This window comes from Stutzerimonas stutzeri, assembly GCF_024448715.1.
GTDB classification, from domain to species: domain Bacteria; phylum Pseudomonadota; class Gammaproteobacteria; order Pseudomonadales; family Pseudomonadaceae; genus Stutzerimonas; species Stutzerimonas stutzeri_AR.
Window position 1 is genome coordinate 83,304 of record NZ_JAMOHZ010000009.1, and the last position, 15,224, is coordinate 98,527.

Sequence of the window (15,224 nt, forward strand, 5' to 3'; positions counted from 1 at the left end):
TCGCTGCGCTAGCTTTCGCTACGAGTAGACTTGGCGGAACCAGGGTTCTCAGGCGAAGAATGCGTGACCACCCCGGGTTCCGAGCCAGATGTGTTCGGCGCAATCCCAGCGACGGCGCTGAGCTCGCGCCACTTCTGGTCGAAGGTCGATTGGATTGTCGAGACTCGGGACACCATGCGGCGGCTGGCGATGCGCGCAGCGGGATCCTCGCTGGCCATGAGTTCGAAAGAAAAGGTCGTCAGCGCTTCGGATAATTGGGAAATACTCTGCGCAGTGAGGCTAAGCAACTCGGCGAGCTGTGCGTTACGGGTGGGCATTCCATTGCTACCTGTCGTGAATTCCGAGGCGATATTACTCATTTGCGCCAACTGCGCCACCCATCCCTTTGTATCGTGAGGACCGCTGAGCGAGCCAGTGTGCTGCTCTGCGCAAAATCTGCACAAAAGAGCGGCCGACTTCGCCGCGTCATGGGCCGTTACATGCGACCGATCTATCGTCGTCATTGTCTGTCAGGCAGCGCCGCGGCAGACTTTCGCCGAAGCCTTATCCTCTCCAGCCCACAGCTGGGAATTTTTATATTTTCGGCAGGTCTATCCTGCCGACATGCCAAAGAGCCCGTTGCTCTGTAGCGCGCCAAGGAAGCCTATCATCATGCGCATTCTCGTCACCGGCGGAGCCGGATTCATCGGCTCTGCACTGATCCGCCATCTCATCCAAGACACCGAGCACAGCGTCCTCAACCTGGACAAGCTGACCTACGCCGGCAATCTCGAGTCGCTGGCGGAAGTGCAGAGCAGCGATCGCTATCAGTTTCTTCAGGCCGACATCGCCGATCGCGAGCGGGTAAGCGAAGCGCTGCTGGAATTCCAACCGGACGCCATCATGCACCTGGCCGCCGAATCCCACGTCGATCGTTCAATCGACGGCCCGGCCGAATTCATTCAAACCAACATCGTCGGCACCTACCAATTGCTGGAAGCGACTCGTGCTTACTGGCAGACACTGCCCGAAGGCCGCCGCCAGGCCTTTCGTTTCCATCACATCTCTACCGATGAGGTCTACGGCGACCTGCACGGTGTCGACGACCTGTTCACCGAGACCACGCCCTATGCGCCCAGCTCGCCGTATTCGGCCAGCAAGGCCTCGTCGGATCACCTGGTCCGGGCCTGGCAGCGGACCTATGGCCTGCCGGTACTGATCACCAACTGTTCGAACAACTATGGCCCCTATCACTTCCCCGAGAAGCTGATCCCGCTGGTTATCCTCAACGCACTGGATGGCAAGCCGCTGCCCGTCTATGGCGATGGCGCCCAAGTACGCGACTGGCTGTTCGTTGAGGATCACGCCCGCGCCCTGTTCAAGGTCGTCAGCGAAGGTGAAGTAGGCGAGACCTACAACATCGGCGGCCATAACGAGCAGAAGAATATCGACGTGGTGCGCGGCATCTGCGCCCTGCTCGAAGAACTGGCGCCGCAGAAGCCGGAAGGTATGGCGCGTTACGAAGACTTGATCACCTTCGTCAAAGACCGCCCTGGCCACGATCTGCGTTATGCCATCGACGCCAGCAAGATCGAGCGCGAGCTGGGCTGGGTCCCGCAGGAAACCTTCGAGACCGGCCTGCGCAAGACGGTGCAGTGGTACCTCAACAACCTCGAATGGTGCCGTCGCGTTCAGGACGGCAGCTATCAACGTGAGCGCCTTGGCGCCCTGGAGAACGCATGAAAGGAATCATCCTCGCCGGAGGCTCCGGCACCCGTCTGCATCCCATCACCCTGGGCGTATCCAAGCAATTACTGCCGATCTACGACAAGCCGATGGCCTATTACCCGATTTCGGTACTGATGCTCGCCGGCATCCGCGACATTCTGCTGATCTCCACACCGCAGGACCTGCCGCAATACCGCAACCTGCTGGGCGACGGCAGCCAGTTCGGGGTCAACTTCAGCTACGCCGAACAACCTTCGCCAGACGGTCTGGCCCAGGCTTTCCTGATCGGCGAAGAATTCATCGGCGACGACTCGGTGTGCCTGATCCTCGGCGACAACATCTTCCACGGCCAGCACTTCACCGAGAAGCTGCAGCGCGCGTCGGCGCAGAAAAAGGGTGCCACGGTGTTCGGCTACTGGGTCAAGGATCCGGAGCGTTTCGGCGTTATCGATTTCGACGAGTCAGGCAAGGCGTTGTCGATCGAAGAGAAGCCGTCGAAGCCGAAATCCAGCTATGCCGTCACCGGTCTGTACTTCTACGACAACGACGTGATCGAGATCGCCAAGTCGATCAAACCGTCGCCGCGTGGCGAGCTGGAAATCACCGACGTCAACAATGCCTACCTCAAGCGCGGCGACCTCAACGTCGAACGCTTCGGCCGCGGCTTCGCCTGGCTCGACACCGGCACCCACGACAGTCTTCTTGAAGCTTCGCAGTACGTGCAGACCATCGAGCACCGCCAGGGATTGAAGGTCGCCTGCCTGGAAGAAATCGCCTATCAGCACAAGTGGATCGACCGCGAGCAGCTGCTACAACGCGCCGATGCCCTGGGCAAGACCGGCTATGGCCAGTATCTGTTCAAGCTGGCCGGTGAAGACGCATGAAGATCATCGAAACCGACATTCCCGACGTGCTGATCATCGAGCCCAAGGTGTTCGGTGATGAGCGCGGCTTTTTCTACGAAAGCTTCAACGCCGCCGCCTTCGAGGCCGCAACCGGCCTCAAGCGCACCTTTGTTCAGGACAACCATTCCAAGTCCCAGCGCGGCGTACTGCGCGGGCTGCATTACCAAATCCAGCAGCCGCAGGGGAAGCTTGTGCGGGTCGTGGCTGGCGAAGTGTTCGACGTAGCCGTGGATCTGCGCCGCAGCTCGCCGAGCTTCGGACGTTGGGTCGGTACCCGCCTGAGCGCCCAGAACCAGCGGATGCTGTGGATTCCCGAGGGTTTCGCCCACGGCTTCGTGGTACTCAGCGAAAGCGCCGAGTTCCTTTACAAGACCACCGATTACTACGCACCGGCCCATGAACGCTCGCTGCTCTGGAACGACCCGCAGATCGGCATCGAGTGGCCGTTTCAGGAACTACCGCAGCTATCGCAGAAAGACGCCGCGGGCAAGATACTCAGTGAAGCGGAGCTGTTTGCATGAAAATCCTCATCACCGGTAGCAAGGGGCAACTGTCTCAGGAGCTGCAACTGGCGCTGGCCGGTGAAGGGAGAGTGCTCGCCTTGGGACACAAGGCGCTGGACTTGGCCGAGCCCAGGCAGATTCGCCAGCAAGTGCGCCTGCTACGCCCTGACATGATCATCAACGCAGCCGCCTACACGGCCGTCGACCCAGCACAGGGCGATCGTGATCAGGCCTTCGCGGTGAACGCCACCGGCCCTGGCGTGCTCGCAGAGGAAGCTGCAGCTCTTGGCGTGCCGCTGATTCACTATTCCACCGACTATGTCTTCGATGGACGCAAGCTCGAGCCGTATGACGAAGAGGATCAGCCAGCCCCGTTGAGCGTTTATGGCGCGAGCAAGCTGGCCGGTGAACAGGCGATCCAGGCGATTGGCGGCCAGCACCTGATTCTGCGCACCAGCTGGGTCTACTCGCTGCACGGTCGCAACTTCCTGCTGACAATGCAGCGCCTGTTGCAAGAACGCGACTCGCTGTCGGTCGTCGACGACGAGATCGGCGCACCGACCTGGGCCGGCACCATCGCCGCGGTTACGGCTGATATGGTGCGCAAGTGGCGTGACGGTAGCGGCGGACCCAGTGGGTTGTATCATCTGTCCGCCACTGGCGAGACGTCCTGGTACGGTTTCGCCTGCTGCATCGCCGAGCAGTTGGATCAGCAAGGTCGCCTGCGCGCCACACTCGAGCCCATCATGTCCAAGGACTACCCCACAGCCGCTCAGCGCCCGCTCAATTCGCGCCTTAGCTGCGCACGCTTGCAGCGTGAGTGGAACGTTGAACTGCCGGACTGGGAAACCGCTCTGCATCAGTGTCTCGACAACCCGCGCAACAGCCCGGCAGAGCACAGTTTCGAGGCTACACAGGGTGTTTGATTGAGGCCGGCGCTGCTGAGGCAAGCCGTCCAGCCCCCGTCCTGGTGGCGCCCATAATTCCCTGAACGTGCATAATGTGCCCGAATCACAGGCGCATCCGCATGACTCCTCCTGAATCTCCTCGTCGTCCACGCTGGCGCAACCTGGCCTTGCTGGCCTTGTTGCTCGCACCGCTGCTGTGGCCGTTGCAGCATCTGGCCGAGCGGTACTACAGCAACGAGCTGATCGAACAGAATCGGCAGACACTCGATCTCTATGTGGCCAATCTGCTCGGCTCATTGCGGCGCTACGAAGTGCTGCCGCGCATCCTCGGCGACCTGCCGACTCTGCGTACCGCTCTTCGCCAGGCCGACAACCCAACCGCCAAGGATCAGGCCAATCGCCTGTTGAACCGGTTACGCAAGGAAACCGGTGCCGACGTGATCTACCTGATGGCACCGGACGGCAATACCCTGGCAGCGTCGAACTGGAACGATGAAGACAGCTTCGTCGATCGAAACTTCGCGTTTCGCCCCTATTTCAGGGAAGCCATGGCCGGCGGGCTGGGGCGCTTCTTTGGCCTGGGTACTACCTCCGGCAAGCGTGGCTATTATTTCGGCGCGGCCGTGCGCGACGGCACAGAAATGCTCGGCGTGCTGGTGGTCAAAGTCGAACTGGACCATACCGAGACGCTGTGGGGCAGCACCCCGGAGCAACTCATGGTGACCGATAACCTCGGTGTGGTGATTCTGACGTCGCAGCCTGAATGGCGTTTCCGCGCGAGCCGAGCATTGGATGCCGACGACCGCGAGCAGATCGCATCCGACCGCCCGTACCCGACCCTTGAGCCCCTGGACCTGACACTCGATATCGACGCCTGGTTGATCCAGAGCCGAGAACTCAAGGAAATCGGCTGGACGGTACGCATCCTGGCGCCGATCAGCCTGGTCGAGCGGCCGGTACAGACCGTCGTGGCGATCGGTGCGGCAACCCTGGCGACGCTGTTGCTGTTGATCGGGTTAATGATGCAGCGACGCCGGCATTATCTCGAGCGCATTGCGCTGGACGCCAAGGCGCGCCAGCAACTGGAGCGCCGCGTACAGGAGCGGACCCAGGACCTGGAAGCGCTCAATAGCAGACTCAAGCTGGAGGTGCTCGAGCGCGAGCAGGCGCAACAGGAATTGGTTCGCGCACAGGATGAGCTGCTGCAAGCCGGCAAGCTGTCGGCGCTTGGCACGATGTCGGCGAGTATCAGCCATGAGCTCAATCAACCGCTGGGGGCTATCCGCAGCTATGCGGACAACGCCGGCGTGCTGCTCGACCAGCAGCGCAACGAGGAGGCTCGCGACAATCTCAAGCTGATCAGTGAGTTGACTGCGCGCATGGCGTCGATCATCGCTCACCTACGCGCCTTCGCCCGGCGCGACCGCCATGCGCCGGAGCGGGTGGCGCTGCAACCGGCACTCGATGATGCGCTGGCGCTGTTGGCCAAAAGACGGCAGGCAATGGGTGTCGAGCTGATCCGCGACCTGCCGGAAGCCACGCTCTGGGTTCAGGCGGGCGAAACGCGACTGCGGCAGATTCTTTCAAATCTCCTGGCCAATGCGCTCGACGCACTCAACGAGCGGCCGCCGGTACGGCGCATCTGGCTGCGCGCCGAGCGCCAGGGCGATGGCGTGCTGTTGACTTTGCGCGACAATGGCTCGGGGTTTTCCGCCGAGGCATTGCAGCGCTCCCGCGAACCCTTCTTCACCACCAAGACCAGCGCGCAGGGGCTGGGCCTGGGCTTGGCGATCTGCGATACGCTGACACGCGCCCTGGGCGGCGAGCTGATCATCGCTAACCATCCCGAGGGCGGCGCCCAGCTCAGCCTCTACCTGCAATTCGCCGACCCCGGCGTCGCCTTCCCGAGCGAGGACTAGCATGACCAGCCAGATCGACCCGCAGACTCAGGTAATTCTGGTCGACGACGATCCCCATTTACGCAAGGCGCTGAGCCAGACGCTCGATCTCGCCGGGCTCAAGGTACTCAGTCTGGGCGATGCGCGCGGTCTAGCATCGCTACTACCGATGGGCTGGCCCGGCGTGGTGGTCAGCGATATCCGTATGCCAGGTATCGATGGCCTCGAACTGCAGCAACAACTGCACACCATCGACAGCGAGCTGCCGGTGCTGCTGATCACCGGTCATGGCGATATCCAGCTGGCTGTGCAGGCGATGCGCGCCGGGGCCTATGATTTTCTCGAGAAACCCTTTCCCAGCGAGGCCCTGCTCGACAGCGTGCGTCGCGCCCTCGCCCTGCGTCAGCTGGTGTTGGACAACCGCAGCCTGCGCATGGCCCTGGCCGACCGTCAGCAGTTATCGACGCGCCTGCTGGGGCAATCGCCGGCAATGCGGGCCCTACGCGAACAGATCGGCGCGCTCGCCGGAACGCAGGCCGATGTGCTGATTCTCGGCGAAACCGGCGCGGGCAAGGAAGTCGTCGCGCGTGCACTGCATGATCTATCCAGCCGCCGAAGCGGCCCGTTCGTTGCCATCAATGCCGGTGCACTGGCCGAATCGGTGGTGGAAAGCGAACTTTTCGGCCATGAAGCCGGCGCGTTCACCGGCGCGCAAAAGCGCCGCATCGGCAAGTTCGAGTTCGCCAATGGCGGCACGCTGTTCCTCGATGAAATCGAAAGCATGAGCCTGGACGTGCAGGTCAAGCTGCTACGCATGTTGCAGGAGCGGATCGTTGAGCGCCTCGGTGGCAATCAGTCGATCCCGCTCGACATCCGCGTTATCGCCGCCACCAAGGAAGATCTGCGTCAAGCTGCTGACCAGGGCCGTTTCCGCGCAGACCTCTACTACCGGCTGAATGTCGCACCCTTGCGTATCCCGCCGCTTCGAGAGCGCAGCGAGGACGTCTTGTTCCTGTTTCAGCATTTCGCCGAAACCGCCGCCAGCCGCCACGGCTTGCCGATTCGCGAGCTGCGTCCGGAGCAGCGTGCTCATCTGCTGCGTCACACCTGGCCCGGCAACGTGCGAGAACTGCAGAACACCGCGGAGCGTTTCGCCCTGGGGCTTCAGCTGGGGCTCGACGATCCGGCACGCCTCGTCGAAGGCACGCCCAGCAACGCTGGCAGCGCGCTCAACGAGCAGGTCGATGCCTTCGAACGAGCCCTGATTGCCGCCGAGCTGGCGCGCCCGCACAGCTCGTTGCGCAGTGTCGCCGAGGCACTTGGACTGCCACGCAAAACCCTGCACGACAAAGTGCGCAAGCATGGCCTGGTCTTCAGCGATGCTGGCGGGACCTCGCCAGAGGAAAGCGAGTAGCTGGCGGTTTTCCGCCATGCATTGGCGAACGACTCATGAAGCTGAGCTGGCGCCTGTCGTAATGGGTCCCCAGCAGAGATCGAGGCGCCGCCATTACGCTTCACGACAGCTGAACCGCAGTGGCCAAGCGCTCATGAATCGTGAACCCTCTTCCCGAGAACCCGCATTCTCTGGCCTCTGCATTCGCGGAAGACGAAGCCTGGCTTGTTTAATGATGAATTCCAGCGGTCATTAGCGCCGAGTAGAGTCATCCAAAACATGGATCACTTGAGCGATGAAAGGAGCCGATCGCTATCTCGGAATTCGCGCCACTTGCTGCCTCTGGCAGTGACCTACTAACGACAGCAAAACCTGCGAGCCAGACGGGCCGGTTGAGAATTATTCGTCGGTATTTTGCCATCCTGCGAGTAGACTCCCGCGTTACGAGTCGCATCGTCCTGTGCATTTTGGCACAGAGCTTGCTCTCGCTAAACGGTGAACCGGTAAGCCGAGCCGATTAGGGGCGCATGTTGCTAATGACGCCTAGACTTGTCTTGCTGGTTACAGCCGAGCTTTCCGCTTCGATGCGGCGGCTCAATCCACAACAAGAGGAAACACAACAATGTTCAAGCTGACTGCCACGGCGCTTGCCTGCGCGCTGTCCCTGGGTATCGCCGGTCTGGCCCAAGCCGCCGACCCGATCCTGATCAAGTTCTCCCACGTAGTTGCCGAAAACACGCCGAAAGGCCAGGGCGCCAACCTGTTCAAGAAGCTGGTGGAAGAGCGTCTGCCCGGCAAGGTCGAAGTTCAGGTCTACCCGAACTCGTCGCTGTTCGGCGACGGCAAGGAAATGGAAGCGCTGCTGCTGGGTGATGTCCAGCTGATCGCACCTTCGCTGGCAAAGTTCGAGCATTACTCCAAGGGCGTTCAGGTATTCGACCTGCCGTTCCTGTTCGACAACATCCAGGCGGTTGACCGCTTCCAGCAGAGCGATGCCGGCCAAAAGCTGCTGCACTCCATGGAAGACAAGAACATTACCGGCCTGGGCTACTGGCACAACGGCATGAAGCAGCTGTCCGCCAACAAGGAACTGCGCGAGCCGTCAGACGCCCGTGGTCTGAAGTTCCGCGTTCAGGCTTCCGCCGTACTGGACGAGCAGTTCAAGGCCCTGCGCGCCAACCCGCGCAAGATGAGCTTCGCCGAGGTTTATCAGGGTCTGCAGACCGGCGTAGTAAACGGTGCCGAGAACCCCTACTCGAACATCTACTCGCAGAAGATGCACGAAGTTCAGAAGCACATCACCGAGTCTGACCACGGTCTGCTCGACTACATGCTGATCACCAACACCAAGTTCTGGAACGGCCTGCCGGATGATGTTCGCGGCGAGCTGGAAAGCATTCTGGAAGAGGTAACCGTCGAGGTGAACAAGCAGGCCGATGCGCTGAACCAGAAGGCCAAGGCGGACATTCTGGCAGCCGGCACCACCGAAATCCTGGTGCTGACTCCGGAAGAGCGTGCCAAGTGGCGCGAAGCCATGAAGCCGGTCTGGAAGAAATTCGAGAACGACATCGGTGCTGACCTGATCAAGGCCGCCGAGGCGTCCAACGCTCAGTAAGCCTGTCGAGAGGGCGGGCATAACCCGCCCTCTCCGTTCCGGTAGTTGCACACCGATAGATCAGTGAAAAACAAAACCAACCAGGCGGTTATCAAGGCGAGACGATTCGGCGCTTGGACGAACAACAGTTTTTCATTGCTCTATAACCCGGTCACCAGACCGGTTCATGGCGCACGCTCTGTACGCCCGTCAACAAACACAATGCTCCATCGGGAGATGCCATCCATGAACGCCCTCTGGCGCGTCTGGGACCACTTCGAGGAGGCTTTTATCGCCTTCCTGCTGGCCGCCATGACGTTGGTGACCTTCGTTTACGTGGTTCTGAACAACCTCTACACCGTTTTCTACAGCCTGGCGGACAGCTTTCCACAGGCTGAAGACTTCTTTTTCGCCATCGGCGATTTCGTTATCGGCTTCGCTCAGGCGATGACCTGGAGTACCGCGCTGACCAAGGCCCTGTTCGCCTGGCTGATCTTCTCCGGCCTGGCCTACGGTGTGCGTACCGCCGGCCACATCGGTGTCGATGCGCTGGTCAAGCTCGCATCGCGACCGGTACAGCGTTACATCGGTATCGTCGCTTGTCTGTTCTGCCTCGGCTATGCAGGCTTGCTGGCGATCGCCAGCTTCGAATGGATCCAGGCCCTGTTCACCGCCAACATCGGCGCCGAGGACCTTGGTCATTTCGGCATCAAGCAATGGCATATCGGCATGATCGTGCCCATTGGTTTTGCCATGGTGTTTATCCGTTTCGCCGAAATCCTCGTGCGCATCCTGCGCAACGAACAAACCGGACTGGGGCTCGCCGATGAGGCAGCCGACGCGCTCAAGCTCGGTGAAGAGGAGCCGAAATAAATGACTATCCTGTTCCTCTTCGTGGCGCTTTTCGTGCTGATGTTCATCGGTGTGCCGGTGGCCGTTTCTCTCGGCCTCGCCGGCTCGCTGACCATTCTGCTGTTCAGCCCGGATTCGGTCACGTCATTGGCGATCAAGCTGTTCGAGACCTCCGAGCACTACACGCTGCTGGCCATTCCGTTCTTCCTGCTGGCCGGCGCCTTCATGACCACCGGTGGCGTAGCACGGCGTCTGATCGACTTCGCCAACGCCACCGTCGGCCATATCCGCGGTGGCCTGGCCATCGGTGCGGTCATGGCGTGCATGCTGTTCGCTGCGCTTTCGGGCTCGTCACCAGCGACCGTGGCTGCGGTCGGCTCTATCGCCATCGCCGGCATGGTCCGCTCAGGCTACCCGCAGGCCTTTGGTGCTGGCATCGTCTGTAATGCCGGTACGCTGGGCATTCTGATTCCGCCCTCCATCGTCATGGTGGTCTATGCAGCCGCTACCGAAACTTCGGTCGGCAAGCTGTTCATGGCCGGTGTGGTGCCAGGCATTCTGCTGGGCGTCGGGCTGATGATCGCGATCTACATCATCGCAGTGAAGAAAAACCTGCCGGCCATGCCGCGCGCGACCTTCCGTGAGTGGCTGTCATCCGCACGCAAGGCGGTATGGGGCCTGCTGCTGATGGTGATCATCCTCGGCGGGATTTACTCCGGCATGTTCACCCCGACCGAAGCGGCGGCGGTGGCGGCGGTGTACTCGGCCTTCATCGCACTGTTCGTCTACAAGGACATCACCATTCGCGATTGCCCGAAGGTGCTGCTGGAGTCGGGCAAGCTCACCATCATGTTGATGTTTATCATCGCCAACGCGATGCTCTTCGCCCACGTGCTGACCACCGAGCAGATTCCGCAACAGATCACCGCCATGGTGCTCGAGGCCGGACTGCAGCCATGGATGTTCCTGCTGGTCGTCAACATCGTGCTGCTGGTCGCCGGAGCTTTCATGGAACCGTCGGCGATCATCCTGATCCTGGCGCCGATCCTGTTCCCGATCGCCGTGCAGCTGGGCATCGATCCGATCCACCTGGGCATCATCATGGTAGTGAACATGGAGATCGGCCTGATCACACCGCCGGTGGGATTGAACCTGTTCGTTGCCTCGGCCGTGACCGGCATGCCGGTGACTCAGGTGATCCGCGCCGTAATGCCGTGGCTGGCGCTGATGTTGGCCTTCCTGATTCTCATCACCTATGTGCCGTGGATTTCCTTGGCGCTGCCGAACCTGCTGGGTATGTAACACGCACCAGCAAGCTAGCTTCTTTCTGCCCGGCCTTTGTGCCGGGCTTTTTTTTTTGAGCTGCCGTTACTATCCAGAAATCAAAGCGCCAGCACATCCGCCGGGCGACGACGGAACCAACCGGTCAGGGAAAGGCGGTCGGCATGGGTGACCAGTACTTCATGCGGGAAGTCGGCGGACAGAAACATCAGCAGATCGCCAGCCAGCGGAGGAATATCCAGCTGCGAACCGTCGCTGAAGTGCATGCGCAACTCGCCGCCATCGGATGGCTGCCAGTGTGAATTAAGATAGAGCACCGCGCTGATGCAACGGCTGTCGTCGTCGCGGAAGCGATCGAGGTGGGTCTGGTAGAAGGCTCCGGGCGGATAAAGGGCAAAGTGGCATTCGAACTCTTCCAGACCGAGGAACAGCTCGCGATTGAGCGTCTGCCGCAGCTCGTCCATCAGAGCCAGATAGGCATCGCAGACCTCGGCCTGTCCCGCTTCCAACCAGTGAATATGGTCGCCACGAATGCCTTCACGCACTGTCTGCTCTTCGCCGCGCCCGACTCCGGCGGGCGCCAATGCGCCCTCGGTGTCTCGTCTGCGGCACTCGTCGGCCAGCTTTCGGGTCACATCACTGGAAAGAAAGGAACTCTGCAGCGACCAGCCACGCTCGGCCAGGTCGTCGATAATCGTAGAGAACGGCAAGGAAGTGACTCCGATGGGGTCTTATGACGTTTCATTGCAGCCTTTGGCGGGCCCGCTCTGGAACAGCAGCGGAGTCTAGCAGCCGCGCTTTCGCTCCTCGACAAGCCCATGTCGTGGCGCCGAAAATAAACCGCCCGCCAGACAGGAGCTTCCATGCGCGCCCTACTTACATGTGTATTACTCGCCTTCAGCCTGAACAGTCTCGCCGATACCTACGACGAACTTTATGAGACCGCTGGCTGGACCGAACAACGCACCAACTTTTCCGATGCCCTGACGGCTGCGCAACAACGTTACAAGAACAGCCTGCCACCGGCGGTTTATCAAGCGCTGGTGACCAACAGCAACCGACGCTTCGCCGTTAACGCCATCGATCAGCGTGCCAAGCAGGCGCTGCGGCAGAATCTGCCGGATCCCCAAGCGGCGCTGGAGTTCTTTCAGTCGCCGCTGGGCCATAAGGTGGTCGCGGCCGAAACGCTGGCAGCCCGCCGCGAGCAGCTTGCCCGCTACGAGAACGGCCTGCCGCGAATGGAAGCCGGCAGCAATCGACAATTGCTGATTCGTCATCTGGCCCAAGCATTGCCAGCCGCCGAGGCCGGAGCCGAGGTCAGCCTTGCGCTCGCCGGAGTCGCAGCAGACAGTCTCAGTCAGATGATCCCCGGGCTGCTCGGTGGCAACCAGGCCCAGGGACTGCTGGACGGCCAGCGCGAGCGCTTGCAGCAGCAGGTCGAAAGCGACCTGGACAACACGCTGCTGTACATCTACCGCGACCTTTCCGATGCCGAACTGCAAGAGTTCGTCGAGTTCGCCCAATCGCAAGCGGGCCAAGACTACTACCAGGCCGCTCTGCAAGCCCTGCGTGCGGGCCTTGCGGTCGGCATGAGCAGCGCCGATATTCAGGCAGCAGGAACTGCTGCCCAATCGGCTGAACTACTTCAACTGCTGGCTGAGAAAATCGAAGTACTCGCGGCGTAGAGCCTCGCGTTCGTTGACCAAATGGTGGCGCGCGCCGGGCAGACGGAGAATCTCGGGCGCTGCGAATTTGCGCTCGAGAAGCGGGAGATTGTGTCGCCAGTCAACGGTCATGTCGGCTTCACCCTGAATGATGATCGGACTGTGTGGACTGGCGGGCGCACCTTCGATACGCGGTATCCAGCGCGACAGAGCGCCCACCCAGGCGGTCGGCAGGATAATCGGTTGCAGCGGATCGCCCGACTGGATGAACTTGAGAAACGCTGGGTCGCCCGAGTTTTCACTGAAGCGCCGAGGGATCTGCTTGACGAAGCGGCGCACCACCTCATAGCTGAACCGTGACCAGCCCCAGGCACACGGCCGCACCAGCGGTGCCAGCAGAATGCTGCGCCCTAGCTGCGAATGTTTCGGCTGGCACAGCAGATAATCCAGGATGATCGCCGCGCCGGTGCTTTGCCCCAGCAGATGCCAGGGCCGCGGCAGCCCGAGCTTCTCGGCTTCGCCGAGCAGGCCCTGTAGCACCGCCTGATATTCGTCGAACTCGTTGATGCTCGCCCGCGGTCCGCTGGACAAACCATGCCCGGGTAAATCGCAGGCAAGCACGGCGAAGCCCATCTGCAGCCCCCAATCCACCACGTGCCGGTAAAGCCCCATATGGTCGTAGTAGCCATGCAGGATCAGCAACGTTGCCACTGGCTGGTCAGGACACCACGCCTGCGCGACCAGCTCGTAATCGTGCACAGGGAAGCAACCCAGACGCCGCTGGATATCACCGTAGTGAGGCAGATCCAGACCGTAGAAAGCTTGGTAGAAGCGTGCGTCGGGGGTGAGTTCGGCGCCCTGACTGAAAGGGCGCAGTTGGGCGCGCAGGGCGTCGGGATCGATTCGCGAGGGCATAGCGGGTTTTCTTGCTCTGGTTGGGTAGGATATTCAGCTCTGTCGCGCAGCATGGCAAGCTGGCGCCCCCATTGACGAGCGCCGCTATGTCCTTACGCAGCAAATATCTGATCGCAGCGCTCATCGCCCTGCTTTGGGGCGGTGCCATGCTCACTGCCTTCTGGTGGTTCGAGGCGCGCTACCTGCGCCCCTTCGAAAACGAACGTGCCAAGCTGTTCTCCGGTGACGCCTTGCAGTTGCCGACGGAGCTCCAAGGACCGGGGCCAGTGCGTTTCGTGCATTTCTGGGATCCGGGCTGCCCGTGCAACGTCGGTAATCAGCAACACCTGCAGGAGTTGCTGGAGCGCTTCGCCGGGCTTGATGTGGAGTTCTATGTGGTGCAGAAACCGGGCAGTAAAGGCCGACTGCCGCAGCAGCTCGCCGCGCTGAAGCCGCTGAGCGGCCTGGCAGGCTCGGAGCAATTACCAGCCAGCCCGGCGGTTGGAATTTGGGACAGACGCGGTCGGCTTGCTTATATCGGCCCGTACAGCGAAGGCGCTGTCTGCAGTTCTGACAACAGCTTCGTCGAACCGATTCTCGAAGCCATACTGGCGGGCCGCCAGGTTCGTGCAACTCACTCGCTGGCGGTGGCGTGTTTCTGTGATTGGCAGGCAGGCACGCTGTAAGGCGGCGCGTCTGCCTGGGATCAGCTATGCGCCGATGGCGGTGCCGCGACCGTGTTATCGATCGCCGGGCGCCAGTTCCGATCACCTCCATCGTCCATGGCCTGACGCAGCGCGCGAACACGGCGTTTCTCGGCACGGCGGGAGGTGTACCAGGCGATGAAGGTCGCCAGCGACACCACCAGCAGAATCAGGCTGGCAACGGCGTTGATTTCCGGCTTCACGCCCAGGCGTACGGCGGAAAAGATCTCCATCGGCAGCGTGGTCGAGCCCGGTCCGGAAACGAAGCTGGCCAGTACTAGATCATCCAGCGACAGGGCGAACGACAGCATGCCGCCAGCGGCCAGCGACGGCGCGATCATCGGCATGGTAATCAGAAAGAATACCTTCCACGGCCGTGCGCCGAGGTCCATCGCCGCTTCCTCGATGGACAGGTCGAGCTCACGCAGTCGCGCCATCACCACCACGGCGACATAGGCCGAGCAGAAGGTCGTATGCGCGATCCAGATAGTGACGATGCCCCGCTGTGCCGGCCAGCCAATCAGTTGCGCCATGGCCACAAACAACAACAGCAACGACAGGCCGGTGATCACCTCCGGCATCACCAGTGGTGCGGTAACCAACCCACCGAACAGCGTACGGCCGCGAAACACCGGGACCCGTGTAAGCACGAACGCCGCCATGGTCCCCAGCGCCACCGCAGCGATCGCGGTGTAGGTCGCCACTTCCAGCGAGCGCATCACCGCGCCCATCAACTGGCTGTTGTCGAGCAGGCCGGCATACCACTTCAACGACCAGCCGCCCCACACCGTCACCAGCCGCGAGGCGTTGAACGAGTAGATGACCAGCAGCACCATCGGCAGGTAGATGAATAGCAACCCGAGCACCAGGATCACGTTGGAAAAGCTCCAGCGCTTCATAGCGTGCCCTCCAGCTCTTTGG

The 15,224-nt window shown here is 61.3% G+C and carries 15 protein-coding genes; 11 read left to right on the top strand and 4 right to left on the bottom strand.

What is annotated here, in order from left to right:
* Positions 1-8 precede the first annotated feature (8 nt).
* Positions 9-317 carry a hypothetical protein gene (locus NAV33_RS18425; protein ID WP_255982730.1) on the bottom strand — a complete coding sequence of 103 codons (309 nt, stop codon included), beginning with the start codon at positions 315-317 and terminating at the stop codon, positions 9-11.
* A gap of 334 nt (positions 318-651) precedes the next feature.
* On the opposite strand from NAV33_RS18425, the gene rfbB reads away from it, so the two are divergent.
* From rfbB to dctM, 9 genes are all read left to right on the top strand, one after another.
* Complete coding sequence (rfbB, locus tag NAV33_RS18430; RefSeq protein ID WP_255982731.1) at positions 652-1,722, top strand: dTDP-glucose 4,6-dehydratase; 1,071 nt, start codon at positions 652-654, stop codon at positions 1,720-1,722.
* Entirely contained in the window at positions 1,719-2,591 is an 873-nt protein-coding gene (gene rfbA / locus NAV33_RS18435; RefSeq protein WP_255982733.1) for a glucose-1-phosphate thymidylyltransferase RfbA, read from the top strand. Before rfbB ends, rfbA begins: the two co-directional genes overlap by 4 nt.
* The gene (gene rfbC / locus NAV33_RS18440) at positions 2,588-3,133 is read left to right on the top strand and encodes a dTDP-4-dehydrorhamnose 3,5-epimerase (protein WP_255982736.1); all 546 of its coding nucleotides are present in this window, start codon (positions 2,588-2,590) and stop codon (positions 3,131-3,133) included. Before rfbA ends, rfbC begins: the two co-directional genes overlap by 4 nt.
* Positions 3,130-4,041, top strand: coding sequence for a dTDP-4-dehydrorhamnose reductase (gene rfbD, locus NAV33_RS18445; RefSeq protein ID WP_255982738.1), 912 nt, complete (start codon positions 3,130-3,132; stop codon positions 4,039-4,041). The genes rfbC and rfbD overlap by 4 nt, the downstream gene beginning before the upstream one ends.
* Positions 4,042-4,142: 101 nt before the next feature.
* Positions 4,143-5,942: a sensor histidine kinase gene (locus NAV33_RS18450; protein WP_255982740.1), complete on the top strand. Its 1,800-nt coding sequence runs from the start codon at positions 4,143-4,145 to the stop codon at positions 5,940-5,942.
* 1 nt (position 5,943) lies between these two features.
* A complete protein-coding gene (locus NAV33_RS18455; protein WP_255982742.1) occupies positions 5,944-7,335 on the top strand; it encodes a sigma-54-dependent transcriptional regulator in 1,392 nt (463 codons plus the stop codon).
* A 601-nt stretch (positions 7,336-7,936) separates the two neighbouring features.
* Positions 7,937-8,929: a C4-dicarboxylate TRAP substrate-binding protein DctP gene (gene dctP / locus NAV33_RS18460; protein ID WP_255982743.1), complete on the top strand. Its 993-nt coding sequence runs from the start codon at positions 7,937-7,939 to the stop codon at positions 8,927-8,929.
* Positions 8,930-9,154: 225 nt separating this feature from the next.
* A complete protein-coding gene (locus NAV33_RS18465) occupies positions 9,155-9,781 on the top strand; it encodes a TRAP transporter small permease (protein ID WP_255982745.1) in 627 nt (208 codons plus the stop codon).
* A complete protein-coding gene (gene dctM, locus NAV33_RS18470) occupies positions 9,782-11,062 on the top strand; it encodes a C4-dicarboxylate TRAP transporter large permease protein DctM (protein ID WP_255982747.1) in 1,281 nt (426 codons plus the stop codon).
* 80 nt (positions 11,063-11,142) lie between these two features.
* Here the strand turns inward: dctM and NAV33_RS18475 are convergent, their stop codons facing one another.
* Positions 11,143-11,751, bottom strand: coding sequence for a 2OG-Fe(II) oxygenase (locus NAV33_RS18475; RefSeq protein WP_255982749.1), 609 nt, complete (start codon positions 11,749-11,751; stop codon positions 11,143-11,145).
* A 153-nt stretch (positions 11,752-11,904) separates the two neighbouring features.
* Between NAV33_RS18475 and NAV33_RS18480 the strand changes: the two genes are divergently transcribed.
* The gene (locus NAV33_RS18480; RefSeq protein ID WP_255982751.1) at positions 11,905-12,726 is read left to right on the top strand and encodes a hypothetical protein; all 822 of its coding nucleotides are present in this window, start codon (positions 11,905-11,907) and stop codon (positions 12,724-12,726) included.
* On the opposite strand, the gene NAV33_RS18485 is transcribed toward NAV33_RS18480, so the two are convergent.
* Positions 12,682-13,620 (bottom strand): alpha/beta hydrolase, encoded by a 939-nt coding sequence (locus NAV33_RS18485; protein WP_255982753.1) that lies wholly within the window; start codon positions 13,618-13,620, stop codon positions 12,682-12,684. The two genes, NAV33_RS18480 and NAV33_RS18485, sit on opposite strands and share 45 nt — an antisense overlap.
* 86 nt (positions 13,621-13,706) lie before the next feature.
* Between NAV33_RS18485 and NAV33_RS18490 the strand changes: the two genes are divergently transcribed.
* The gene (locus NAV33_RS18490) at positions 13,707-14,285 is read left to right on the top strand and encodes a DUF6436 domain-containing protein (protein WP_255982755.1); all 579 of its coding nucleotides are present in this window, start codon (positions 13,707-13,709) and stop codon (positions 14,283-14,285) included.
* Positions 14,286-14,305: 20 nt separating this feature from the next.
* Here NAV33_RS18490 and NAV33_RS18495 read toward each other — a convergent pair whose 3' ends face one another.
* Positions 14,306-15,202: an ABC transporter permease subunit gene (locus NAV33_RS18495; RefSeq protein ID WP_255982757.1), complete on the bottom strand. Its 897-nt coding sequence runs from the start codon at positions 15,200-15,202 to the stop codon at positions 14,306-14,308.
* Positions 15,203-15,224 lie beyond the last annotated feature (22 nt).